This is a genomic window from Paracoccus aerius (assembly GCF_014656455.1).
In the GTDB taxonomy this organism is placed as follows: domain Bacteria; phylum Pseudomonadota; class Alphaproteobacteria; order Rhodobacterales; family Rhodobacteraceae; genus Paracoccus; species Paracoccus aerius.
The window spans coordinates 112,162-135,101 of sequence record NZ_BNCL01000006.1 but is presented as its reverse complement, the minus strand read 5'-3'; the positions used below and the strand labels follow the sequence as shown (position 1 = coordinate 135,101).

20 protein-coding genes and 1 pseudogene are annotated in these 22,940 nt (G+C 67.4%); 14 read left to right on the top strand and 7 right to left on the bottom strand.

What is annotated here, in order from left to right; all coding sequences use genetic code 11:
• Positions 1-7: 7 nt before the first annotated feature.
• Genes IE224_RS09435 through IE224_RS09425 form a run of 3 tightly spaced genes read right to left on the bottom strand, consistent with a single transcriptional unit; the run spans position 8 to position 4,537 of the window.
• Positions 8-2,983 carry a sarcosine oxidase subunit alpha gene (locus tag IE224_RS09435; protein WP_191309773.1) on the bottom strand — a complete coding sequence of 992 codons (2,976 nt, stop codon included), beginning with the start codon at positions 2,981-2,983 and terminating at the stop codon, positions 8-10.
• A complete protein-coding gene (locus tag IE224_RS09430) occupies positions 2,980-3,273 on the bottom strand; it encodes a sarcosine oxidase subunit delta (protein WP_191309771.1) in 294 nt (97 codons plus the stop codon). Before IE224_RS09430 ends, IE224_RS09435 begins: the two co-directional genes overlap by 4 nt.
• 10 nt (positions 3,274-3,283) lie before the next feature.
• On the bottom strand, positions 3,284-4,537 hold the full coding sequence (locus IE224_RS09425) for a sarcosine oxidase subunit beta family protein (RefSeq protein WP_191309768.1): 1,254 nt from the start codon (positions 4,535-4,537) through the stop codon (positions 3,284-3,286).
• Between the two features lie 110 nt (positions 4,538-4,647).
• On the opposite strand from IE224_RS09425, the gene IE224_RS09420 reads away from it, so the two are divergent.
• On the top strand, positions 4,648-5,643 hold the full coding sequence (locus IE224_RS09420) for a GlxA family transcriptional regulator (RefSeq protein ID WP_191309766.1): 996 nt from the start codon (positions 4,648-4,650) through the stop codon (positions 5,641-5,643).
• Positions 5,644-5,650: 7 nt separating this feature from the next.
• Here IE224_RS09420 and IE224_RS09415 read toward each other — a convergent pair whose 3' ends face one another.
• Positions 5,651-6,676, bottom strand: a complete 1,026-nt coding sequence (locus tag IE224_RS09415; RefSeq protein WP_308434860.1) for a GlxA family transcriptional regulator — start codon at positions 6,674-6,676, stop codon at positions 5,651-5,653.
• 199 nt (positions 6,677-6,875) lie between these two features.
• On the opposite strand from IE224_RS09415, the gene IE224_RS09410 reads away from it, so the two are divergent.
• Together IE224_RS09410 and IE224_RS09405 are read left to right on the top strand one after the other, a co-directional pair.
• Positions 6,876-8,582, top strand: a complete 1,707-nt coding sequence (locus IE224_RS09410) for a dihydroxyacetone kinase family protein (RefSeq protein ID WP_191309760.1) — start codon at positions 6,876-6,878, stop codon at positions 8,580-8,582.
• A 108-nt stretch (positions 8,583-8,690) separates the two neighbouring features.
• Positions 8,691-9,101 carry a BLUF domain-containing protein gene (locus tag IE224_RS09405; RefSeq protein ID WP_167624067.1) on the top strand — a complete coding sequence of 137 codons (411 nt, stop codon included), beginning with the start codon at positions 8,691-8,693 and terminating at the stop codon, positions 9,099-9,101.
• 123 nt (positions 9,102-9,224) lie between these two features.
• Here IE224_RS09405 and IE224_RS09400 read toward each other — a convergent pair whose 3' ends face one another.
• The gene (locus IE224_RS09400; protein WP_191309758.1) at positions 9,225-10,328 is read right to left on the bottom strand and encodes a transglutaminase-like domain-containing protein; all 1,104 of its coding nucleotides are present in this window, start codon (positions 10,326-10,328) and stop codon (positions 9,225-9,227) included.
• A gap of 31 nt (positions 10,329-10,359) precedes the next feature.
• Between IE224_RS09400 and IE224_RS09395 the strand changes: the two genes are divergently transcribed.
• The 9 genes from IE224_RS09395 (at position 10,360) to yghX (ending at position 18,790) form a co-directional block, all read left to right on the top strand.
• Positions 10,360-10,539, top strand: a complete 180-nt coding sequence (locus IE224_RS09395) for a hypothetical protein (RefSeq protein WP_191309756.1) — start codon at positions 10,360-10,362, stop codon at positions 10,537-10,539.
• An 11-nt stretch (positions 10,540-10,550) separates the two neighbouring features.
• The gene (locus tag IE224_RS09390; RefSeq protein WP_191309753.1) at positions 10,551-11,522 is read left to right on the top strand and encodes a Bug family tripartite tricarboxylate transporter substrate binding protein; all 972 of its coding nucleotides are present in this window, start codon (positions 10,551-10,553) and stop codon (positions 11,520-11,522) included.
• A gap of 58 nt (positions 11,523-11,580) precedes the next feature.
• Complete coding sequence (locus IE224_RS09385) at positions 11,581-12,051, top strand: tripartite tricarboxylate transporter TctB family protein (protein ID WP_191309751.1); 471 nt, start codon at positions 11,581-11,583, stop codon at positions 12,049-12,051.
• Positions 12,052-12,064: 13 nt separating this feature from the next.
• Entirely contained in the window at positions 12,065-13,564 is a 1,500-nt protein-coding gene (locus IE224_RS09380; RefSeq protein ID WP_167624062.1) for a tripartite tricarboxylate transporter permease, read from the top strand.
• Positions 13,565-13,630: 66 nt separating this feature from the next.
• Positions 13,631-14,503: a GntR family transcriptional regulator gene (locus IE224_RS09375; RefSeq protein ID WP_191309748.1), complete on the top strand. Its 873-nt coding sequence runs from the start codon at positions 13,631-13,633 to the stop codon at positions 14,501-14,503.
• Between the two features lie 57 nt (positions 14,504-14,560).
• Positions 14,561-17,161 carry an aconitate hydratase AcnA gene (locus IE224_RS09370; protein ID WP_191309745.1) on the top strand — a complete coding sequence of 867 codons (2,601 nt, stop codon included), beginning with the start codon at positions 14,561-14,563 and terminating at the stop codon, positions 17,159-17,161.
• A gap of 31 nt (positions 17,162-17,192) precedes the next feature.
• Positions 17,193-17,435 (top strand): type II toxin-antitoxin system Phd/YefM family antitoxin, encoded by a 243-nt coding sequence (locus IE224_RS09365; protein ID WP_191309743.1) that lies wholly within the window; start codon positions 17,193-17,195, stop codon positions 17,433-17,435.
• Entirely contained in the window at positions 17,432-17,806 is a 375-nt protein-coding gene (locus IE224_RS09360; RefSeq protein ID WP_191309740.1) for a type II toxin-antitoxin system VapC family toxin, read from the top strand. Before IE224_RS09365 ends, IE224_RS09360 begins: the two co-directional genes overlap by 4 nt.
• 84 nt (positions 17,807-17,890) lie before the next feature.
• A complete protein-coding gene (gene yghX / locus IE224_RS09355) occupies positions 17,891-18,790 on the top strand; it encodes a YghX family hydrolase (RefSeq protein WP_191309738.1) in 900 nt (299 codons plus the stop codon).
• 36 nt (positions 18,791-18,826) lie between these two features.
• Here the strand turns inward: yghX and IE224_RS20995 are convergent.
• Both IE224_RS20995 and IE224_RS09350 read right to left on the bottom strand, forming a co-directional pair.
• Positions 18,827-19,161, bottom strand: a pseudogene (locus IE224_RS20995) (NAD(P)/FAD-dependent oxidoreductase); the annotation flags it as partial.
• 106 nt (positions 19,162-19,267) lie between these two features.
• On the bottom strand, positions 19,268-20,632 hold the full coding sequence (locus tag IE224_RS09350) for an FAD/NAD(P)-binding protein (RefSeq protein WP_229849308.1): 1,365 nt from the start codon (positions 20,630-20,632) through the stop codon (positions 19,268-19,270).
• Between the two features lie 357 nt (positions 20,633-20,989).
• Here IE224_RS09350 and msuE point away from each other — a divergent pair, with 357 nt between their 5' ends.
• Both msuE and IE224_RS09340 read left to right on the top strand, forming a co-directional pair.
• Positions 20,990-21,568, top strand: a complete 579-nt coding sequence (gene msuE / locus IE224_RS09345; RefSeq protein ID WP_191309735.1) for an FMN reductase — start codon at positions 20,990-20,992, stop codon at positions 21,566-21,568.
• A gap of 23 nt (positions 21,569-21,591) precedes the next feature.
• Positions 21,592-22,938 carry an LLM class flavin-dependent oxidoreductase gene (locus IE224_RS09340; RefSeq protein ID WP_191309732.1) on the top strand — a complete coding sequence of 449 codons (1,347 nt, stop codon included), beginning with the start codon at positions 21,592-21,594 and terminating at the stop codon, positions 22,936-22,938.
• Positions 22,939-22,940: the final 2 nt, after the last annotated feature.

Here is a 22,940-nt window from a genome sequence, read left to right as displayed (position 1 = left end):
CTTCTCCTTATGCCTTCAGCCGCAGGCCTTCGGGATCATAGAACACCGTCGAGGTGATGCGCGCCTTCCGCACGCCGTCCGGCATTGGCACAAAGACCGTCTCGCCCATCTTGTCGAACCCGCCCTCGATCACCGCCATGGCGATGGGGTGGCCCATGGTGGACTGATAGGATGACGTCACGTGGCCGACCATCCGCATGGGCTTGGGCTGGTCCGGGTCCAGCACGATCTGCGCGCCCTCTTGCAGCAGGCTGCCGTCCTCGGTCAGCAGGCCGACAAGCTGCTTGCGGCCCTTGGCCACGATGTCGGGACGCGACAAGGACCGCTTGCCCACGAAGTCCTTCTTGGCCTTGCAGACCGCCCAGTCCAGGCCCGCATCGGCCGGCGTCACCGTGCCGTCGGTGTCTTGCCCCACGATGATATAGCCCTTTTCGGCGCGCAGGACGTGCATCGTCTCGGTGCCGTAGGGGCAGATGTCATAGGGCTTGCCTGCCTCCATCAGCGCGGTCCACAGGGCCAACCCGTGGCGGGCGGGGACATTGACCTCGAAGCCGATCTCGCCGGTGAAGGACAGGCGGAACAGGCGTGCGGGCAGACCGGCGACCGTGCATTCCCCGCAGGACATGTGCGGGAAGTCGTCCCAGTCCACGCCCTGGACCAGCGGCTTCAGCATGGTCAGCGCATTCGGCCCGTTCAGCGCGACCGTCGCCCATTGTTCCGTGGTCGAGGTCAGCCAGACATCCAGATCCGGCCATTCGGTCTGGAGGTAGTCCTCCATCATCGTCAGCACGCGGGCCGCGCCGCCGGTGGTGGTGGTGACGTGGAACAGGTCGGGGGACAGCCGCCCGATCACGCCGTCGTCGCGGATGAAGCCGTCCTCGCCCAGCAGCAGGCCATAGCGGCAGCGGCCGGGGGCCAGCTTGGTCCAGGGGTTCGTGTAGATGCGGTTCATGAACTCGACCGCATCGGGGCCTGCGACCTCGATCTTGCCAAGGGTGGACGCGTCGAAGATCCCCAGGGATGCCCGCGTGGCCTTGCATTCGCGCAGCACGGCGGCGTGCATATCCTCGCCCGGTTTCGGGAAATACCAGGCGCGGCGCCATTGGGCGACGGGTTCGAAGACCGCGCCATTCGCCTCGGCCCAGGGGTCGATGGGCGTCTTGCGGGTCAGCTGGAAGGTCTCGCCCCGCAGGTATCCGCAGAAGGCCCCGAAGCTGGTCGGCGTATAGGGCGGGCGGAAGGTCGTCAGCCCCACCTGCGGCGGTGCCTTGCCCAGGGCATCGGCGGCGATCATCAAGCCGTTGATGTTGGACATCTTGCCCTGGTCGGTCGCCATGCCGTTCGTCGTATAGCGCTTGACGTGTTCGATGGACCGCATCCCCTCGCGCACTGCGAGGCGGATGTCCTTGGCGGTCACGTCGTTCTGGAAGTCGATGAAGGCGCGCGCCTTGCCCGCATTGCCGTCGGTCGGCAGTTCGGTATGGGTGACCCCGGTGCCGGGGCGGTCGTTTCCGACGGTGAAGCAGGCGTCATGCCCCGCGCGGCCCAACCCTGCAAGCGCGCGCAGCCCCGCCGCCGCGCCGTCGGCCAGCACGGGCTGATAGCCCCAGAGGCCGCGCCCCGCGCCGGCAATCTCGCAATCCTCGGTCTTGCGGTCGGGCAGGAAGGTCTGACCGTCCCAGGCCAGCGATCCCTTGGTATGGGAAAACAGGTGCAGCGAGGGCGTCCAGCCGCCCGACATCAGCAGGCAATCGCAGGCGATGTCATGGCCCGCTCCGACGGTGTCGCCCCGAACAAGGGCGGCACGGACGGATTTGACGCGCGAGCGGCCGGTAGTCGTTGTGACGGTGTGGCTGGCAAGCACCTTGATCCCGCGCTTGCGGGCGGCCTCCAGCAGATCCGGGCGCACCGCGTCCCGCGTGTCGATGATGGCCGCGATCCTGGCACCGTGGTCGGCCAGATCAAAGGCGGCATACCAGGCGCTGTCATGGCTGGTCACGACCGCCGGGTTGTCGCCCACGCGCACGCCAAACTTGTGCAGATAGGTCTGCGCAGCGCCGGCCAGCATCACGCCGGGACGGTCGTTGCCGTCGAAGACCAGCGGCTTTTCGAGCGCGCCCTGCGCCAGCACGACCTGGCCCGCGCGCACCCGCCACATGCGTTCGCGGGGCGCGCCCTTGGGCGGGTTGTCCAGGTGATCCGTCAGCCGCTGGCACAGACCCACCATGTTCTGGTGATAATAGCCGATGGCCGTCGTCCGCGTCATCAGCCGCACCCCTGCCGCCCGCAGGCGGCCAAGCTGCGCCTCCACCCAGTCCCAGGCGGGCTTGCCGTCGATCTGCACGGCGGGGTCGGACAGCAGCGATCCACCCATTTCGGGGTTCTCATCGACCAGCGTCACATCCGCGCCCGACTGCGCGGCGGCCAGGGCGGCGGCAATGCCCGCCGGACCTGCGCCGACGACCAGCACGTCTGTATGCAGATAGCGGCTGGCATAGCGGTCCGGATCTGGTTCCGTGGGCGACTTGCCCAGGCCCGCCGCGCCCCGGATCACGGGTTCATAGACCTTGTCCCAGAAGGATTTCGGCCACATGAAGGTCTTGTAGTAGAACCCGGCCGAGAACAGCATATAGGCCCGGTCGTTGATCGCGCCCAGGTCGAAGGACAGGTTCGGCCACTTGTTCTGGCTTTCCGTGACCAGGCCCGCGCGCAGTTCCTGGACGGTGGCGCGGGTGTTCGGTTCGAACCGACCCGCCCCGCGCGAGGTGCCGATCAGCGCATTCGGCTCTTCGGACCCAGCGGTGACGGCGCCGCGCGGGCGGTGATACTTGAAGGACCGGCCCATCAGGTGAACGCCATTGGCCAGCAGGGCCGAGGCAACCGTATCGCCACGCAACCCCTTGTAGGTCTTGCCGTCGAAGGTGAAGGATACGGGCGCGGAATGATCGACCCGGCCCTTGCCCATGATGCGATAGCGGCTCATTCGACGGTCTCCTGGGGCAGGGGGGGACGGGGCAGGCCCGCCTTGTAGGTCATCAGGAAGCGATCGCTGACCGTGTCGCGCAGGGCGTTGAAGAAGCGCCCGCAACCGACATGCCGCCAGCGTTCGTAATGCGGGCCGCGCGCGTTGGTGCGGATGAACAGATAGTCGCGCCATTCCTCGTCCGACAGGGCAGATGGGTCGGCGGGGCGGGCGATATGCGCCTCGCCCGCATAGGTGAATTCCAGTTCGGGCAGGGTGTCTTCGCAATAAGGGCAGTGGATCAGCAGCATGGCGGGTTCCTCAATGCGCGACGGCGGCGGCGGCGGCTTCGTCGATCAGCCGGCCGGTGGAAAATCGTTCCAGCGTGAAGGGGGCGTTCAGCGGGTGCGGTTCGTCCTTCGCGACGGTGTATGCCAGCAGATGCGCGGCCCCCGGCGTGGCCTTGAAGCCGCCCGTGCCCCAACCGCAGTTGACATAAAGGCCCTCGACCGGCGCCTTGCCCAGGATGGCGGATCGGTCGGGGGTCACGTCCACGATGCCGCCCCATTTGCGCAGCATCCGCATCCGGGTGAAGATCGGGAAGACCTCGCAGATCGCGGCCACGGTGTGTTCGATCAGCGGCAGCCCGCCGCGCTGCGAATAGCTGGTGTACTGGTCGGTGCCCGACCCGATGACCAGTTCGCCCTTGTCGGACTGGCTGATATAGGCGTGGACGGTGTTCGACATGACCACGCAGGGGAAGATCGGCTTCACCGGTTCGCTGACAAGCGCCTGCAGGGGGAAGCTTTCCAGCGGCATCCGCAACCCGGCGCTGTCCATGACGACGCTGGTGTTGCCGGCGGCCGACACCGCGACCTTACGCGCGCGGATGAAGCCCTTGGCGGTATCGACGCCGATCACCGCGCCGTCCGGGCCGCGCCGGATCGCGTTGACCGCGCAGTTCTGGATGATGTCCACCCCCCGCGCCGCCGCCGCGCGGGCATAGCCCCAGGCCACGGCGTCATGGCGCGCGGTTCCCGCCCGCATCTGCAAGGCCGCCCCCACCACCGGATAGCGCGCATCGGGGCTGATGTTCAGCGGCGGGCAGAAGGCCTTGGCCTCTTCCTTGGTCAGCCAGCGGTTGTCCACGCCGTTCAGACGGTTGGAATGCACGTGACGCTGGAACGACTGAACGTCATGGGTGTTGTGCGCCAGCATCATCACGCCGCGCTTGGAATACATGACGTTGTAGTTCAGTTCCTGCGAAAGGTTGTCCCACAGATCAAGCGCGTGGTCGTAAAGCTTGGCGCTTTCGTCATACAGGTAGTTCGAGCGGATGATCGTGGTGTTGCGGCCCGTGTTGCCGCCGCCCAGCCAGCCCTTGTCGATCACGGCGACATTGGTGATGCCGTGTTCCTTGGCCAGGTAGTATGCCGCGCCCAAGCCATGCCCGCCCGCGCCGACGATCACCACGTCGTATTCGGCCTTCGGCTGACTGTCGGGCCATTGCTCGCGCCAGCCCTTGTGGCCGTTGAGTGCCTGCTTGAGAAGCGAAAAGGCTGAAAAGCGGGTCATGGCGGGGCGGACCTTCTGGCGATTCCGGTATCGAACCAAAGTGCCAGAAAGCGACGCGGACCGACTGGATCCCTGCGCCAGCACCGTGTTACATTTGCGTCATGCGCGACATGACTGTTTCCCCTGCCAATTCCCTGCGCCTGCGCGTCGGCTTCGTCCTCGCCCGGCGCTTCACGCTGTCGGCCTTTGCCAATTTCGTCGATGTCCTGCGCCTGGCCGCGGACGAGGGCGACCGCTCGCGCCCGATCCGCTGCCAGTGGCGGGTGCTGGCACCATCGTCCCAGCCGGTGCAGTCCAGTTGCGGCATCGCCGTCACGCCGGACGAGAAGCTGGGCGACCCGTCGCGCTTCGACTATATCGTGGTCGTTGGCGGCTTGATCGACGAGATCGAGCGGCTCGAGCCTGACTACATCGCCTTCCTGCACCGTGCGGCCCAGGCGGGCGTGCCGCTGGTGGGGGTCTGCACGGGCGCCTTCATCCTGCACCGGGCGGGCCTGATGGACGGATACCGCTGCTGCGTCAGCTGGTTTCACCACGAGGATTTCCTGGAACAGTTCGATGGGCTGCGCCCTGTGTCCGACCAGATCTACGTCGTGGACCGCGACCGGCTGACCTGTTCGGGCGGGGCAAGTTCGGCCCATCTCGCGGCTTTCCTGATCGACCGGCATATCGGCCGGGCGGCGGCGCAGAAAAGCCTGCATATCATGATCATCGACGAGGCGATGGCCCCCGACGATCCCCAGCCCGGCCTGCCGCTGGATCTGGCGACCGACGATCCGCTGGTCCGCCGGGCGCTGCTGATGCTGCAACAGAACATGGATACACCCCCGGCGGTGGCCGAGGTCGCGGCCCATCTGCAGGTCAGCCGCCGCAAGCTGGAACGGCATTTCGCGGCCTCGCTGGCGATGTCGCCCGCCGATGCCTTTATGCGGATCCGCCTGTCGCAGGTCCGGATGCTGCTGGCGCGCCCCGACCGCACCATCAGCCAGATTGCGGCCGAGACGGGCTTTTGCGACGCATCCCACCTGATCCGCGTGTTTCGCGATGCGTCCGGCATGACCCCCGAACAATGGCGCAAGACCGCGCGGCAGGATGCGGCCGCCTGACGCGCCCTCAGCTTGCCAGGGCCAGCACCGTATCCTTGCGCTCAGGGATGGTCAGAACGGATGCCGCGCGCTGAACGCCCCGCTCGCGATAAGGCGAGGTGGCGTAGCGCTCCCGGTAGCATTTCGAGAAATGCGACGAACTGGCAAAGCCGCAGGCCACCGCGATCTCGATCAGGGGCAGGTCCGTGTTCAGCAGCAGTTGCCGCGCACGCGCAAGCCGCGCTTCCAGGTAATACCGCTTGGGGCTGCGGTTCAGGTATCGCATGAACAGCCGTTCAAGCTGGCGCGTGGACATGCCGGCATCTGCGGCCAGTTGCGGGGGACTGACGGGGTTTTCCAGGTTCGCCTCGATCCGTTCGACCACGGCGGCAAGGCGGGGGTGGCGGATGCCGATGCGGGTGGCGATGGACAGCCGCTGGCGATCGCGCCCGGTGCGGATCGCGGTGTGCAGCATCTGGTCCGCGATCTGCGCCGCAAGGTCCGCACCATGCGCCTGTCCGATCAGGTGCAGCATCATGTCGATCGATGATGTGCCGCCGCCCGCCGTCAGCCGCGTGCCGTCGTCCACGAAGACCTGCCGGTGCAGATCGACGCCGGGAAAGGATTCCGCGAAGGAATCGTGGTTCTCCCAGTGGATCGTGGCCCGGCGCCCCTCCAGCAGGCCGGCCTTTGCCAGGACATGCGCGCCGGTGCAGACAGCCCCCAGCCTGGCCCCCGTCCGCGCCTGCCGCCGCAACCAGGCCAGCACGGCGCGCGAGGCCTGCGTGGCAATGGCATCGCCTCCGCAGACGATCACCACGTCGTCACGCATGGCTGCAATATCGCCGTCCAGCCCGCTGTCCAGACGGATCTGCGACCCGTTCGAGCAGGTGGCGAAGTCCCCTGCGGCGCCGACCAACAGCCATTCATAAACGGTCGTCCCGCCCATCTTGTTGGCCAGCCGCAGCGAATCCAGGGCCGCGGCAAAGGGCAGCATGGTGAAGCGGTCAAGAAGAAGGAAGATGAAGCGCCGGGTGGTCGGGGGATGCGTCATGGACCCTCTCATTGGCGAAGCTGCAGGCATTCCGTGACGGAAGGGTGACAGACTATTCCGCCCCGGCGGTGGATTTTCGCGACAGAACCATATGAAACTTGCGGCAGTCAGCCGGCCCCGCGACGGCCTGTGACTTGACTGCGGGCTGTGCCATGCTGGTTGCCGGATCGGCCCATCCCCAGGAAAGGACATTCTGCAGATGACCAAGGTTTTCGACCAGCCCCAGCTCTTTGCCGAAACCGCGCTGAAGGGCTTCTGCGCGGCCAATGCCGACCGCGTGGCAATGGTCCCGCATGGCGCCGTGCGCGCAGCACCTGGCGCGCCGGGCAAGGTGGCGCTGCTGGTCGGCGGCGGATCGGGCCATTATCCCGCCTTCCTGGGCTATGTCGGAACGGGATTTGCCGACGCGGCCGTGGCGGGCGATGTCTTCGCCTCGCCTTCGGCCGCCTGGATCCACGGCGTTGCCAAGGCTGCGAACCGCGGCGGCGGGGTCATCATGGGCTTTGGCAACTATGCGGGGGACGTGATGAACTTCGGGACTGCTGCCGAACGGCTGCGGGCCGAGGGGATCGACGCCCGCCTTCTGGTGGTTACGGATGACGTGGCAAGCGCGCCTGCCGGTGAACGGGCCAGGCGGCGCGGCGTGGCGGGCGACCTGCCCGTCTTCAAGATCGCCGGCGCGGCAGCCGAGGCGGGACTGGACATCGACGCGGTGATGGCCGTCGCAGAAAAGGCCAACGGCGCCACCGTCTCGTTCGGGATCGCCTTTGACGGCTGCACGCTGCCGGGGCAGGGCAAGCCGCTGTTCGCGGTGGATGCGGGCCAGGTCGGCATCGGCCTGGGCATCCATGGCGAACCCGGCATCAGCACCCAGGCGATGGTGCCCGCGGCCGATCTGGCGCGCATCCTGCTGGATCCGCTGCTGGCCGAGCGTCCTGCCAGCCATGACGGCCGCGTGGCGGTGATCCTGAACGGCCTCGGGCGCACGAAATACGAGGAACTGTTCGTCCTCTGGCATCACCTGTCCGGTCTTCTGACCGAGGCAGGCCTGACCGTGGTCCAGCCCGAGGTCGGTGAATTCGTCACCAGCCTCGACATGGCCGGCTGCTCTCTGACGATAACCTGGCTCGACGACGAGCTTGAGGCCTTCTGGCGCGCCCCCGCCGACGCCCCCGCATTTCGCAAGGGGACCGTGGCCGCACCGCAGGCGGCCGAGGCACGCGACAACCACACCGCAAGCGTGGCCGAGGTCGTTCCCGGCAGTCCGCAATCGCAGCAGGCGGGGCACCGCGTGGCCGCGCTGATCGGCCATGTCGCAAATGCCCTTGCGGATGCCGAGGAGGAACTGGGCCGCCTGGATGCCCAGGCGGGCGACGGCGATCACGGACAGGGCATGGCGCGGGGTTCCGCCGCTGCCGCCGATGCCGCCGAAAAGGCGGTGATCGCCGGGGCGGGCGCGGGAACCGTCCTGTCGCTTGCGGGCGACGCCTGGGCCGATCGCGCGGGCGGAACCTCGGGCGCGCTGTGGGGCGAGGCGCTGCGTGCCTGGGGACAGGTGCTTGGCGATGCGGACACGCCATCGGCCTTGGCCGTTGCGCGGGGGGCGCAGGCGGCCCTTGAGGCGATCATCAGGCTGGGCGGCGCAAAGGTCGGCGACAAGACGCTGGTGGATGCGCTGATGCCCTTTGTCCAGGTGCTGAACGAACAGGTCGCAGCGGGCGAAAGCCTCGGCGTGGCCTGGGCCGCCGCTGCCGCCCGCGCCACCGATGCCGCCGATGCCACCGCGCAACTGACGCCACGGCTGGGCCGTGCGCGGCCCCTGGCCGAGCGCAGCCTTGGTCATCCGGATGCGGGCGCAGTGTCGCTGGCGCTTTGCGCCCGCGTGGTCGGCGCAAAGCTGGGGTAACTGCCCGGCTGCAAGGGCGAAGGCGGACCGGCCGGCGGGATCCGGCCCTGGAACCGATCCGGAAGCCGCCGCGTTATGCGCAGCGCCACAAGGGGACAATCTGCGGGCATGACGGACCTGATTGCGATCCTATACCGCAGCGAAGCCTTGACCAAAGCCGGAAGCGGAGAAGACACCCGCATTCTGACCGCTGCCCAGGGCCGCAACGGATCCCTTCTGGTGACAGGCTTTCTTCACCGGGAAAACGATGTCTTCTACCAGTGGCTGGAAGGTCCCGCGGCGGCAGTGCGCACCGTCTTCGCCTCGATCGCGGCCGACCGCCGGCACCGCGATGTCCGCAAGCTGAGCGAGTTCGCCATCGATGAACGCAGCTTTCCCCGCTGGTCGATGGCCTATTCCGACGGGTCGGCCACGTCTCTGTTCGACTGGGCTGCCAAAGCAGGCATCTCGCTTCACATGGTGCAGCCGGACCGGATCCTCGCCTTCCTGCAATATTGCAGCCAGAGGAGCCTGTTCTGACAGGATGCGGCAAAGGGGCGGCAACGCTGCGCTTGGTCGCTGCTGCGCTTGAACCCGCGCACCGTCATCACGCCAAGGCAGGCTTCAGGCAGGGGCGGGGGACATTGCCCCCGCCCCGTCTGGTCAGACGGCCGTTGCGGTCATCTCATAGGCGAAGGACTTGGCATCCAGTTCGTCAAGCTTGCCCTGCGGGGTCAAACCTTGCGGATACATCAGGAAGGGCAGGGTTTCTCCGTCGCGGCCGGGCAGCGCCAGGTCGCTGGCAGTGTTGAAGGCGACCCAGTTGCCTTCCCAATTGCCTTGCAGCGCGGCGTTGACCGGCGCGACCAGCGGATCGGCGGGATTCTTGATCCAGGTCTCGGTTTCCGCGCGCATGACCTTCAGCACGTCCGCCGGATCCATCGCGACCCAGCCAAGGCCCGACAGCCAGACCTCGGCCCGGCAATGCTGCGCGCCGGTAACGGTGGGGCTGTTCGCGCCAAGCTGCTTGTAGCCAAAGGCCGAAGGCGCGACCCGCACGCCATAGACATCGCGCGCCGGAACGCCCGACGCCCGGACAAGGCCCACGAACAGGCCGTTCAGATCGGCGCATTTCCCGCCAAGGCCCGCAGTCGTCAGCGTGGCCTGGATGTCGCCCGATCCGCAGCCCGCCACGTCCATGTCGCGGTGGCAGTTGGCGACGATCCAGGCATAGACCGCCGCGACCTTTTCGCGATCGGTGACGGCGCCCTTGGTGATCTGCGCGGCCTTCTCGGCGACGATCCCGTCCAAGGGCTTGTGGCTGCTGCCGGTCAGCGCGGCCTGCAGGACGGCCGGATCCTCGGAAACTCGGGCGGTCTTGGACCAGTCCGTCACGCGGCCGCGCGTCTCGACCCGGCTGGTCAGGGTCAGGGTTGGGCTGTCCGTGCCCGCGTCGAAACGGGCGTGCAGCATCTTTGCGCCGCTGGCGGGGTCGGTGACGATCTCGGCCTGGGCCGCGTTGCCCGTGAAGCTGTCGCCGACCGACCGCTGCCATTCGGTCTGGACCGAGGGCACCGGCAGCCAGACCTGCGAAGGGCCGTTCTTTGCAAGCGTGATCGTCGTCTGCAGGTCGTAGGCAGTCCATTCGCCCACCTGCGGCGCATAGGTCTGGCCCGCGAAGGCCGGGCGCAGCGCAAGCGGCATCATCGGCAGAAGCCCTGCGGCAAGGCCGGCCTTGAGGATGGAACGGCGGGTAGAGCGGGACATCGGGATTCCTTTCGTGGCCGGGTCTTCTTCCATGATGCGACATTTCCCGCCGATCCGGAAGCGCCTGATCATCATCGTGCTGGTCACGCGGTTTCCGCCTGATATGCTGGGCATCACGGCGCTAGATGGACCCGCCGTCCCTCCCGAAAAAGAAATTGCATTTTATCTTGACGAAGTGCACCATGCCTTGGATCGCGAACATGCGACATGAGGGAGGATACCATGACGTTCTTTCGTTCCCGGCTGGCGGCAGCCTGGCTGGTCGCCGCTGGCGCAACCCTGGCGGCCCCTGCGACGATGGCCCAGGATCTGGAACTGTCGATCATCGCGCCCGCGGGCGCCGGCGGGGGCTGGGATTCGGCGGCGCGCGCGCTGCAAGAGGTGATGATGTCCACCGGCAACGCACGCAGCGTGCAGGTGATCAACGTCCCCGGCGCGGGCGGCACCGTCGGCCTGGCGCAGTTCGTCCAAGGCGCGGCTAGCAGCCCGAACCAGATGCTGGTGGGCGGCATCACGATGGTCGGCGCGATCATCACCAACAAGGCGCCCTACGACCTGACCGCCGTCACCCCCATCGCGCGGCTGACCGGCGACCCGCTGGTGATCGTGGTCCCCGCCTCGTCGCCCTATCAGACGATGGCCGACCTGATGGAAGGCATCAAGAGCGACGTGGAACGCACGATCTGGGCCGGCGGCTCGGCCGGGGGCGCGGACCACATGCTGTCGGCCCTGGTCACCCAGGCTGCCGGCCAGGATCCGGCCAAGGTGAACTACGTCGCCTATTCCGGCGGCGGCGAGGCCCTGGCGGCGATGCTGGGCGGGCAGGTGACGGCGGGGATTTCCGGCTATGGCGAATGGCAGGGGCAGATCGAATCGGGCGACCTGCGGGCGCTCGCGATCTCGTATCCCGAACCGATCGAGGGGATCGAGGCCCAGCCCCTGAAGGCCCAGGGCATCGACATCGAACTGGTCAACTGGCGCGGCATCTTTGCCGGTCCCGACCTGGCCGAAGCCGACAAGGCCGCCCTTGAGCAGGCGATTGCCCAGACGGTGCAATCGCCCGAATGGAAGGAACTGCTGGCCGCGCGGGGCTGGTCCGACTACTACGCGCCGTCGGACGAATTCACGGCCTTCATCGCCTCGGAATCCGAACGGGTGAAGTCGATCCTGACCTCGATCGGCCTGGCCGAGTGACGTGACCGGGACGGGGGCCGGGCGGTCCCCGTCTTTCTTTCAAACCGGGGGAAACGTCTTGTCCACACCCACCGCCAAGGGGCTGCACAAGCCCACGCTTGTCATCGGCATCGCCCTGTTCGCCCTTGCCTTCATCACCTGGCGCGACGCCAGTGCGATGCAGATCCGCGCCACCTACGGGATGGGCGCGGACGCCGCGTCCTATTTCGTCGCGCTGTTCCTCGCGGTGATGGGGGCGGGCCATCTTGTGGCCGCGTTCCGCTGGCAGGACGACCCCGGCCCCACCGACTGGAAGGCCGTGGGCTGGGTGGCCCTGGGCCTTGCCAGCCTGATCGCCGCCCTGTGGTTCGGAGCGGGCTTTATCGCCGGCTCGACGCTGCTGTTCGTCTTCACCGCCCGTGCCTTCGGCCGCCGCGCCTGGCTGGCCGACCTGGCCCTGGGCTTCGTGCTGTCCCTGGGCATCTTCCTGCTGTTCAACAAGCTTCTGACGCTGTCCCTGCCGATGGGCCCGCTCGAGCGGCTGTTCTAGAAAAGGCGTCACCATGGAATCGCTTGCCTTTCTGATGCAGGGCTTCGGCACCGCGCTTGACCCGATGAACCTGGCCTTTGCCGCCATTGGCGTGCTGCTGGGCACGGCGGTGGGCGTTCTGCCCGGCATCGGCCCCGCGCTGACCGTGGCGCTGCTTTTGCCCATCACCTTCAAGCTTGATCCGGGCGGATCGCTGATCATGTTCGCGGGCATCTATTACGGCGGGATGTACGGCGGATCGACCACAGCAATCCTGCTGAACACGCCGGGCGAAAGCGCCTCGGTCGTCACCGCGCTTGAAGGCAACCAGATGGCCCGGCGCGGTCGCGGCGGCCCGGCCCTTGCCACGGCGGCCATCGGATCCTTCGTGGCCACGCTGATCGCCACGGCGGGGCTGGCCTTCTTCGCGCCGATGCTGGTCAAGGTGGCGATCCAGTTCGGGCCCTGGGATTATTTCGGGCTGATGCTGATCGCCTTCGTCACCGTCTCGGCCACCTTCGGATCCTCGCCGCTGCGGGGACTGACCAGCCTGGGGCTGGGCCTGTGGCTGGGCCTTGTGGGCATTGACCAGCTGACCGGCCAGACGCGCCTGGCCTTCGGCGTGCCGAACCTGCTGGACGGGATCGAGGTGACGACGCTGGCCGTCGGCCTGTTTGCCCTGGGCGAGGCGCTGCATGTCGCGTCCCGCCACCTGTTCAGCGACGAAAAGCCCATCGCGATCAAGGGGTCTGTCTGGATGTCGCGCGAGGACTGGAAGCGGTCCTGGAAGCCCTGGCTGCGCGGCACTGCCATCGGCTTTCCCATCGGCGCCCTGCCCGCCGGCGGGGCCGAGATCCCGACCTTCCTGTCCTATACGACCGAACGCAAGCTGGCCGCCAAGCCCGAGGAATTCGGCCAGGGCGCCATCGAGGGCGTGGCCGGTCCCGAATCCGCCAACAATGCCTCGGCCGCGGGAACGCTTGTGCCGCTTCTGACGCTGGGGCTGCCCACCTCGGCCACGGCGGCGGTGATGCTGGCGGGCTTCCAGCAATACAACCTCCAGCCCGGCCCGCTGCTGTTCGTGCAGCACCCGGATCTGGTCTGGGGTCTGGTCGCCTCGCTGTTCATCGCCAACGTGATGCTGCTGATCCTGAACCTGCCGCTGGTGGGCCTTTGGGTGCGGCTGCTGAAGATCCCGTTGCCCTGGCTTTACGCGGGCATCCTGGTCTTCGCCTGCATGGGCACCATCGCCGCCAATCCTTCGGTGGTGGAACTGATGATGCTGGTGGCCTTTGGTGTGCTGGGCTTCCTGATGCGGCGCTATGACTATCCCATTGCGCCGGTGGTGGTGGGGCTGATCCTGGGGCCGATGGCCGACAGCGCGCTGCGCCGGTCACTGCAGATGAGCCTGGGCGACCCGATGATCCTGCTGCAGCACCCCGGATCGGCCATCATGATCGCCATTGCGGCTATTGCACTGGTGGCGCCCTTCGCCTTCAAGGGCCTGGCCCGCTTCCGCCAGGACGAGGACTGATCCCCTGCACCCTTTGCGGCGCGGTCCCCCTGCGGGGCCGCGCCTCTGATCCCGACAGGAGGATGCATGGCCCGAGCGAGCCTTTCGCCTCAGATCATGGCGCGGATCGTCGATCACGCGCGGCAGCACGACATGAAGGCGGGCCAGCACCTGCCTGCGCAGGTCCTGGCCGACAGCTTCAAGGTGTCGCGCCAGCCCATCGTCGGCGCGCTGAAGAAGCTGCAGCAGATGGGCATCGTCCAGGCCTCGCCCAATCGCGGTTATTTCTTGGCCTGCCACGCGGCTGATATTCCCGCAATCGATGCGGAAGCAGCGGGCGACGACGGGCTTTACGACCGCATTGCCGCCGACAAGCTGGCGGGCAACCTGCCCGACCGCCTCAGCGAGAACGAGTTGATCCGCCTTTACGGCGTCACGCGCGGGCGGCTGCTGCGGGTCCTGCGCCAGATCGCCGACGAGGGCTGGATCGAGCGGCTGCCCGGCAATGGCTGGGAGTTTCGCGAGATCCTGACCTCGCCCAAGGCCTATGCCGATGCCTATCAGTTCCGCGCCGCAACCGAGATGCAGGCCCTTCTTCTGCCCAGCTTCCGCATCGATGACGCAGCCTTCGCCGCCGCCCGCCGCCACCAGCAGGCCCTGCTGCAAAGCTATGGCAGCGAAAGCCGCGAAAAGGTCTTCGGCACCAATATCGAGTTTCACGAGATGCTGATGACCTGCGCCAACAACGACTTCTTCCTGGATGCGGTCCGGCGCGTGAACCGTGTCCGGCGGCTGATGGAATACAGCATCACCCATGACCGGACGCGGATGCCCCAGCAATGCCGCGAACACCTGCAGATCCTGGACCTGATCGAGGAACGCGACATGCAGGCCGCCGCGACCTTTCTTTACCGCCACATCCGCGAAGCCGGGAATATCAAGACAAGCCTGCTGGGCTGACCGATTGCATTTAATGATCACTTAATGCTATCCTGCCGCGACAGCGGGGGATGGGCGATGCAGCATGTAACGACATATGGCGGATGCCGGATCATCGACCTGCCCGCCGCCGCCGGCGCGGACCTTCGGCGCCTGCCGCATATCCACCGCCTGCTGCTGGAAAACCTGCTGCGCGCCTCGTCAGATCCGGAACAGGGACGGCAAGCGATCCTGAACTGGCTGAAGACCGGCAGCAGCACGGCCGAGATCCCGTTCCAACCGGGCCGCGTGCTGATGCACGACACCACTTGCGGCCCCGCCCTCGTCGACATCGCCGCCATGCGGTCCGCCCTGGCCGAGGCAGGCCATGACCCGGCATTGCTGAACCCGGTGCTGCCCGTCGATGTCTCCACCGATCATTCGCTGGCCGTTGATGCCTATGCCAGCCCCGGCGCGATGGAACGCAACATCGCCAACGAATACCGCCGCAACGGCGAACGCTATCGCTTCATGAAATGGGCGACGAATGCCCTGTCGAACTTCCGTGTCCATCCGCCCGGCACAGGCATCATGCATACGCTGAACCTGGAACGGCTGGCGAGCGTCGTCACCACGCGCGACGGCTGGATGATGCCCGACACGCTGATCGGCACCGACAGCCATACGCCCATGATCAACGGCATCGGCGTCCTGGGCTGGGGCGTCGGCGGAATCGAGGCCGAAAGCGTGTTCTTCGGGATGCCCGTCATGCTGCGCGTGCCCGAGGTGGTCGGCGTCAGGCTGACGGGACGGCTGCCCGAGGGCGTGACGGCGACGGACCTTGCGCTGACGGTGACGGAACGGCTGCGCCGGATCGACCTTTCCGACCGCTTCGTCGAGTTTTTCGGACCGGGTGTTTCCACCCTGTCGGCGGGCGACCGGGCGGTCGTCGCCAACATGACACCCGAGTTCGGGGCGAATACGGGCTTCTTTCCTGTCGATGCCGCCACCATCGCCTATCTGCGCCAGACCGGGCGCCCTGCGGATCATTGCGCCATCGTCGAGGGGTATTGCCGCCGCCAGGGCCTCTGGTTCGATCCGACGGAAACCCCGGTCTTCACCGACAGCCTGACGCTGGACCTCTCGACAGTCGAAGTCAGCCTGGCTGGTCCCCGCCGCCCGCAGGACCGGATCCCGGCATCCGCCACGGCCCAGGCGACCGCCGCCCTGCGCGGCGCAGCCCAGCCCGCCCCCGAGGGACAGTCCCCGGATGGGGCCGTCGCCATCGCGGCCATCACCAGTTGCACCAATACCAGCGATCCGCGCCTGCTGGTCGCCGCCGGCCTGGTCGCGCGCAAGGCCCGTGCGCTTGGCCTGCGCCCGCCCGGCCATGTGAAGACCTCACTTGCGCCCGGATCGCCCACCGCCGAACGCTATCTGCGCCGGGCCGGCCTGCTGGAGGATCTCGAGGCCATAGGCTTTGGCATCGTGGGCTATGGCTGCACCACCTGCATCGGCAATTCCGGCCGGCTGCCGGACACGGCGATCCAAGCCCAGGCCGAGGGGCGACTGCAGGTGGCCGTCCTGTCCGGCAACCGCAACTTTCCCGGCCGCGTCCATCCGCAACTGGACGCAGGCTTCCTTGCCTCGCCGCCACTGGTAGTGGCCTTCGCGCTTGCAGGCGATGTGGAACGCGATATCCTGCGCGATCCCATCGCACCGGGCGTCCACCTGTCGGACATCTGGCCCACGGGGGCCGAGATCGACGCGGCCCTTGCCCAAGCCATCGACAGTGCCGATTATCAGGCCGCCTATGACGGGGCCGAGGCAAGCGCAATGTGGCGTGACCTGGATGCACCCTCGACACCGCTGTTCCCGTGGGATCCGGCCTCGACCTATATCCGCCGTCCGCCCTTCGCGGGCTTTGCGGGTCCGCGCGACCCCCGGATCAGCGCCGCGCCGATCCTGGTGCTGGGGGACGACATCACGACCGACCATATCTCGCCCGCAGGCGCGATCCCGCGGGACAGCGACGCGGGCCGTCATCTGGTGGAACAGGGCGATCCGGTCCATGACCTCAACGTCTATTCCTCGCGCCGGGGAAACTGGCAGGCGATGCTGCGGGGGCTGTTCACCAACCGCGCGGTGCGGAACCTGCTGGCCCCCGGCATTCCGCCCGGCAGCACGATCCTGCCCGACGGCCAGATCATGCCGCTGTGGCAGGCGGCCGACCTTTATCGCGCGGAAGGGATGCCCGTGGTGATCGTCGCGGGCGAACGCTATGGCATGGGATCGTCGCGCGATTGGGCGGCCAAGGGCGCGGCGCTGCTGGGCACGCGTGCAGTGCTGGCCGCGGGTTTCGAGCGCATCCACCGCGCCAACCTGATCGGCATGGGGATCGTTCCGCTGCGCCTGCCTGCGGGCGTCACCCCGCAGTCGCTGGCCCTGACGGCCAACGACAGGATCGACATCGACCTTGACCCCGCCTTGCTGTCACCCCGCACGCAGGTCCGGGTGACGCTGCGCCGGGCTTTCGGAGCGGTGGAGGTTTTCGAGGCCCAAGCTGCCATCGAAACCCAACTGGAAGTCGAGACGCTGGCGATGGGCGGGCTGATGCCGCTGATCCTGGATCGGGTGACGCAAGGCCCGTTTCAAGCTGGCAAGCCGCAGGCCGCGATCTTGCGCACCGACCCATCGTGACCTACATCTTGGTCAGAAAAGGGGACATGCCATGCGGATTGCCATTGCCGAAGCCAAGGCCCAGTTCGCGGACCTGATCCGCCGCGCCGAGGCGGGCGAGGAGATCGAACTCACCCGCTATGGCCGCCCCGTGGCGCGCCTGACCGCCTCGCCCGCCCGTGGCAACAGCTTGATCGGCTGCGCCAAGGGACAATTCCGGCTTCCCGACGACATGGACGAAGGCGACGACCAAGTTGCCGACCTGTTCCGGGCCAGCCGCATCCTGCCAGGATGAGGCTGCTTCTGGACACCCACATCGTCCTGTGGGCGATGCTGGACGACCCGCGCCTTCCGCCTCGACTGCGGGAAGCCATTGGCGCCGCCGAATCCGTCCACATCAGCGTCGCCTCCGTCTGGGAGGTGTCAATCAAGGCGGGCCTTGGCAAGCTGGACGTGCCGCATGACCTGTTCGATCGGGGGCTTGCCGCAGGCGCACAGCCCCTGCCGGTCACATGGGTCCATGCCCGTGCGGTGGCAGCCTTGCCCCAGCATCACGCCGATCCCTTCGACCGCCTGCTGATCGCCCAGGCAGGGGCCGAGCGGTTGACGCTGGTGTCCGTGAACCGGCAGTTCCGCGCCTATGACGTGGCGCTGCTGGACGACTGACCTGCCGCCGCTGTCCAAACTGTGATCCCCACCCGCCGCGATCCGCCGCTAGGATCCCGCCACACGCAAACAGGGGATCTTTCCATGACACGACTGACCGCCAAGGATTTTCCGCCCGAACTGCTGGAACTGTATGACGGCTATGCCCATGGACGCATCACCAAGCGCGAATTCCTGGACCGCGCCGCGAAATACACCGTGGGCGGCATGACCGCGCTTGCCCTGCTGAACACCCTCAGCCCGAACTACGCCCTTGCCCAGCAGGTGGCTTTCACCGATCCGGGCATCCTGGCCGAATACATCACCTATCCGTCGCCCCAGGGCCACGGAGAGGTGCGCGCCTATCTGGTCCGTCCCGCCACCGACGGCGTGGCCAATGACACGCCCGTGCCGGCCGTGGTGGTCGTCCACGAGAACCGCGGCCTGAACCCCTATATCGAGGACGTGGCCCGCCGGGTCGCCAAGGCCGGCTTCGTGGCTCTTGCGCCGGACGGGCTGACCTCGCAGGGGGGCTATCCGGGCAATGACGAACAGGGTCGCGAATTGCAGCGTCAGGTCGATCCGGAAAGGCTGATGAACGACTTCTTCGCCGCCATCGAGTTCCTGATGGCCAGCGACATGACAACCGACAAGGTGGGCATCACCGGCTTCTGCTATGGCGGGGGCGTGTCGAACGCGGCGGCCATCGCCTATCCCGAACTGGCCGCAGCCGTGCCCTTCTATGGCCGCCAGGCCCCGGTCGAGGATGTGCCCAGGATCCAGGCGCCCCTGCTGTTCCATTTCGCCGAGACGGACGAGAACGTGAACGCCACCTGGCCCGCCTACGAGGCCGCGCTGAAGGAACACGGCAAGCGCTACGAGGCCCATGTCTATCCCGGCACGAACCACGGCTTCCACAACGACTCCACGCCCCGCTATGACGAGGCCGCTGCAAATCTAGCCTGGGACCGGACGTTGGACTGGTTCAGGACGCATCTGGCGTGACGGGACTGCCCGCCCGGTTCGCCGGCCGGGCGGGTGCGTCGGCTTCCACATGTTGCGCTGCTCGCCTTCCCACGGGCCGGGATCCTTGGTCGTGTCCGACCCCAGGCCGCAGCACTTGCCGACCCGGTCCGCGACGTCCTGCCCGATCAGGTCCGCAGCCCGGTGATCTCCCGCACCTGGCTGCGTGCCGGCTTCACCTCGCCGTCGATTGTCGACTGGCTTGCGCCCGCGTCGAAGCAAGAGCCCGGCCGGCGCAGATGTTTCATGAACAGGCCCGCGGTGTCGCCGCCGAAGTCCAGCTTGAAGCCCGCCTTTCTCGGCCCGCAACAGAAGTCTGCGTCGTGCTTGCGGATATCGTCATGGATTGGCACCGGTCTATGACAATATGAGCGGGCGAGAGGCGGACGGGGTGAAGGCAGCAGCTTTCGATGCAGCGCCGCCAGCTTTCTGACAGGGCGCTGTCCCGGCGCGGCGGGATCAGGCCGTGACGGTTTCGGCAATCCGCCGCGCGAGGATGGTGGTCTGTGCGCGGATGTCGGGGATCGCGGTGATTTCCCAGAAGGCCGCGCGCGATACAGGGCCGATGGCGTGCAGCCGGGCGGATGGCCTGCCCATGCGGTCGATGACCCCGCAGTCGGGTGATACGTCCAGACCGATCCGCATGGGGTCGATCCGCGCAGTGCCATCCGCAATCAGCGCCGCGAACAGGGGCGAGGCGTGTTCAAGCGGATCGCGCCGGATGCCCCGGCAGTCGACGATGCGCCCGGCCTCGATCCGCGCGGGACCGGCGGGGGTGGCGATCCGGGCGACCAAGCGGTCCCCCTCGCGGCCCGCCTCCAGGAAGCGGCCGCGCAACAGGCGCAATTGGCCCATTCCCATGGCTTCGGCGATCCGGGCCGCGGATTCCGGCGGCATCCGGTGGCGGTGGATGTCCCACCAGGGCGCCGCATGGCGCAGGAAGCGCGCACGTTCCGCGACGGGCATCGCCGCCCACAGCCTGCTGACATGCGGACGGATGCCGTCCACGGCGTCGCGCCAGTTGCCGCCGTCGCGTTCCGCCTGCCGCGCAAGGTCGCGGGCCCAGCGGAACAGGGTGACGGCACGAGCATCCGGCGGCAGGTCGGCATTGTCGATCCGCAGGGGGTTGGCCGGGGCATGGGGTCGGGGCATCAGGCCGCGGCGCGACAGCGCCACGATCTCACCGCGGTGCCGGCGGTTCATCAGCGACAGCACCTGGTCCACCATCGACAGGCCCGTGCCGATGATGATGACCCTGCTGTCGGGATCCAGGTCGGCAGGCGGTTCCCATGCGCCTGACAGCACGCCCGCGGGATCAGGCTCGGGCAGGACATGGCCCGTCGCCAGCACCACATGATCGGCCCGCAGCACCTGCCCGTCGTCCAGGTGGATCGTCATGTCCGTCCCGCCATTGTCAATGCGCAGGCATGTCCGGCGGATGCAGGCCAGGCGCGAGGAATCCGCCTGCCAGGGCGACAGAAGATCCGCCAGATAGGCACCATAGGTCGGGCGGCTGACAAAGGCCGCCGGGGCGTCCCCATGCCCGGCCCGTGTCCGCAGCCAGCGGCGGAAATGGTCGGGCTCGTCGGGAAACGCGCTCATGTTCTGGACGCGCGTATTCAGCAGATGCTGCGGATCCTCGGTCGAATAGGCGATGCCGCAGCCCAGCATGTTGCGCCCTTCGACAATGGTCACGCGAAAGCGGCCCGGATGGGTCAGCAGATGCGTGGCCATCAGCACTCCGCTGGCACCGCCACCGACGATGACAATATGGGCGGCAGCCCCATCTGCTGGCGGGGGTGTCATGCGCAGGGTTCGGGTCATGGGCGACGACCGGGGCAGCAGGCGTGGCAAGACGTGGATGAAAGCGACATTCGGGGCATCAGCAATCTCCTTCTGGTCATTACTCTAGCAGGAAGATCGTGATTTTTCGTTCCCTATGCAGCGCAGGAAGGGAAATAACATTCCCCGCACAGGGCAAGGGGTAGGACGATCTGACCTTCAAGACGGGCCAATCCCGTATTTTGTCCGGACGGGGCTTTTGACCTTGCAGAAGGATTTCCCCTTTCCGGGGTCGTCACCGACAGCCCTCGACCCCAAAGGCGCCAGTCTTTGGAATGGCCAATCGGGCAGGGCAGCGCGATATTCACGACAATTGCAATCGTCATTTAGGAGAACTTCATGACCCTTCGCATCGCGGCCTTTGCAGGCAGCCTCAGCAACCCGTCGCGGACCCGCGCCCTGGTCGAAAACGCGGCACGCCGGGCCGCTGCCCGGTTCGGGGCCGAGGCCTTTGTCCATGACCTGTCGGACCTCCAGCCGTCGCTGGGCATGGCCGGATCACTGGGGGAACTGCATCCCAAGGGGCGTGCCATCGTGGATGACATCCTGTCGGCCGACGCGCTGATCGTCGGCAGCCCGGTCTACAAGGGCAGCTATACCGGCCTGTTCAAGCATCTGTTCGACCTGATCGACCCCCAGGCTCTGGCGGGCAAGCCGGTCCTGCTGACCGCCACCGGCGGCGGGGACAGGCACGCCCTGGTGATCGAGCACCAGTTGCGCCCGCTTTTCGCCTTTTTCGAGGCCGCCGTCCTGCCGACCGGCGTCTATGCCGGCGGCGCGGATTTCCGAGACGGCCAGCCTTCCTCGGACGCGCTGCTGGCGCGGCTGGACCGTGCGGTGGACCAGCTTGCCCCCTGGCTGGGCCAGCCACGCGTCGATCCGCGCATCGAACGCCCCGCAGCGCTTGCCGCCCTTTGACAATCCCTTTCCAGGAGCATCCCATGACCCGCAAGATCCGCCTTGGCGCCTTTCTTCCCGGCGGCGGCCAGCACATCGCTAGCTGGCGTCATCCCGACCAGCCCGCAGACGGCGCCGTCAACCTGGACTTCCACATCCGGCTTGCCCAAGAGGCCGAGCGCGGCCTGTTCGACGCCTATTTCCTGGCCGACGGCCTGGCGACCGGCGGCACCTCCGAGGGCGGCCCGGCCCGCATCGCCGGGTTCGAGCCTGTGACGCTGTTTGCGGCATTGTCGGCGCATACCTCGCATCTGGGTTTCATCGCCACCGCGTCGACCACCTATGAGGAACCCTACAATACCGCGCGCAAGTTCGCCTCGCTGGACCTGATCTCGGGCGGGCGCGCGGGCTGGAACGTGGTCACCACCGCGACCGAGGCCGCCGCCCGCAACTTCAACCTGGACACCCAGCATCCCCATGCCTTCCGCTATTCCCGCGCGGCCGAGCATGTCGAGGTGGTGCGCAAGCTCTGGGACAGCTTCGAGGACGACATCTTCATCCGCGACAAGGACAGCGGCACCTTCCTGGACCGCGCCAAGCTGCACCGCGCCCATCACCAGGGCCAGCATTTCAAGGTCGAGGGGCCGCTGAACGTGCCGCGGTCGCCCCAGGGTCATCCGGTGATCGTCCAGGCCGGCCAATCCGAGGACGGGCGCAGCCTGGCGGCTGCCACGGCCGAGGTGATCTTCACCGCCCATCAGCGGCTGGACACGGCGCAAGAGTTTTACCGCGACATCAAGGCCCGCGCCCGCGGGCTGGGGCGCGATCCGGACCATGTCCTGATCATGCCCGGCGTGTCGCCCTTCGTGGGCCGCACGGAATCCGAGGCGCGTGAGAAATACGAGCAACTGACAAGCCTGATCCTGCCCGAGGACGGGATTTCCCTGCTGAACGGCCTGACCGGCGGCACGCTGGATCTGTCGGGATTTGACCTTGACGGGCCGCTGCCCCCCGCGCCGCCGACCGAAGGCATGAAGTCGCGCCAGGCGCTGATCCGCCAGATCGCCGACGACAACAACTTCACCATCCGGCAGCTTTACCAGTGGGTGGCGTCGGCCCGCGGGCATTACACCGTGATCGGCAGCGCCACCCAGATCGCCGACATCCTTCAGGACTGGTTCGAGAACGAAGGCGCGGATGGCTTCAACATCCTGCCGCCCTGGTTGCCGACGGGGCTAACCGATTTCGTGGACCTGGTGATCCCGGAACTGCAACGCCGCGGCCTGTTCCGCACCGCCTACGAAGGCCGGACCCTGCGGGCGAACCTTGGCCTGCCCTTCCCCGTGAACCGCCATGCGGCCGCCCGCGCGGCGGCCCAGGCGGCGGAGTGACG

Coding starts and splice junctions, on each gene's coding strand:
- IE224_RS09370 (WP_191309745.1), top strand. CDS start 14,561: ATGCAGCATGTAACGACATATGGCGGATGCCGGATCATCGACCTGCCC.
- IE224_RS09435 (WP_191309773.1), bottom strand. CDS start 2,983: ATGAGCCGCTATCGCATCATGGGCAAGGGCCGGGTCGATCATTCCGCG.
- IE224_RS09350 (WP_229849308.1), bottom strand. CDS start 20,632: ATGACCCGAACCCTGCGCATGACACCCCCGCCAGCAGATGGGGCTGCC.
- IE224_RS09405 (WP_167624067.1), top strand. CDS start 8,691: ATGACGGACCTGATTGCGATCCTATACCGCAGCGAAGCCTTGACCAAA.
- IE224_RS09415 (WP_308434860.1), bottom strand. CDS start 6,676: ATGACGCATCCCCCGACCACCCGGCGCTTCATCTTCCTTCTTCTTGAC.
- IE224_RS09395 (WP_191309756.1), top strand. CDS start 10,360: ATGATGCGACATTTCCCGCCGATCCGGAAGCGCCTGATCATCATCGTG.
- IE224_RS09390 (WP_191309753.1), top strand. CDS start 10,551: ATGACGTTCTTTCGTTCCCGGCTGGCGGCAGCCTGGCTGGTCGCCGCT.
- IE224_RS09420 (WP_191309766.1), top strand. CDS start 4,648: ATGACTGTTTCCCCTGCCAATTCCCTGCGCCTGCGCGTCGGCTTCGTC.
- IE224_RS09430 (WP_191309771.1), bottom strand. CDS start 3,273: ATGCTGCTGATCCACTGCCCTTATTGCGAAGACACCCTGCCCGAACTG.
- IE224_RS09375 (WP_191309748.1), top strand. CDS start 13,631: ATGGCCCGAGCGAGCCTTTCGCCTCAGATCATGGCGCGGATCGTCGAT.
- IE224_RS09365 (WP_191309743.1), top strand. CDS start 17,193: ATGCGGATTGCCATTGCCGAAGCCAAGGCCCAGTTCGCGGACCTGATC.
- IE224_RS09380 (WP_167624062.1), top strand. CDS start 12,065: ATGGAATCGCTTGCCTTTCTGATGCAGGGCTTCGGCACCGCGCTTGAC.
- IE224_RS09400 (WP_191309758.1), bottom strand. CDS start 10,328: ATGTCCCGCTCTACCCGCCGTTCCATCCTCAAGGCCGGCCTTGCCGCA.
- yghX (WP_191309738.1), top strand. CDS start 17,891: ATGACACGACTGACCGCCAAGGATTTTCCGCCCGAACTGCTGGAACTG.
- msuE (WP_191309735.1), top strand. CDS start 20,990: ATGACCCTTCGCATCGCGGCCTTTGCAGGCAGCCTCAGCAACCCGTCG.
- IE224_RS09410 (WP_191309760.1), top strand. CDS start 6,876: ATGACCAAGGTTTTCGACCAGCCCCAGCTCTTTGCCGAAACCGCGCTG.
- IE224_RS09360 (WP_191309740.1), top strand. CDS start 17,432: ATGAGGCTGCTTCTGGACACCCACATCGTCCTGTGGGCGATGCTGGAC.
- IE224_RS09340 (WP_191309732.1), top strand. CDS start 21,592: ATGACCCGCAAGATCCGCCTTGGCGCCTTTCTTCCCGGCGGCGGCCAG.
- IE224_RS09425 (WP_191309768.1), bottom strand. CDS start 4,537: ATGACCCGCTTTTCAGCCTTTTCGCTTCTCAAGCAGGCACTCAACGGC.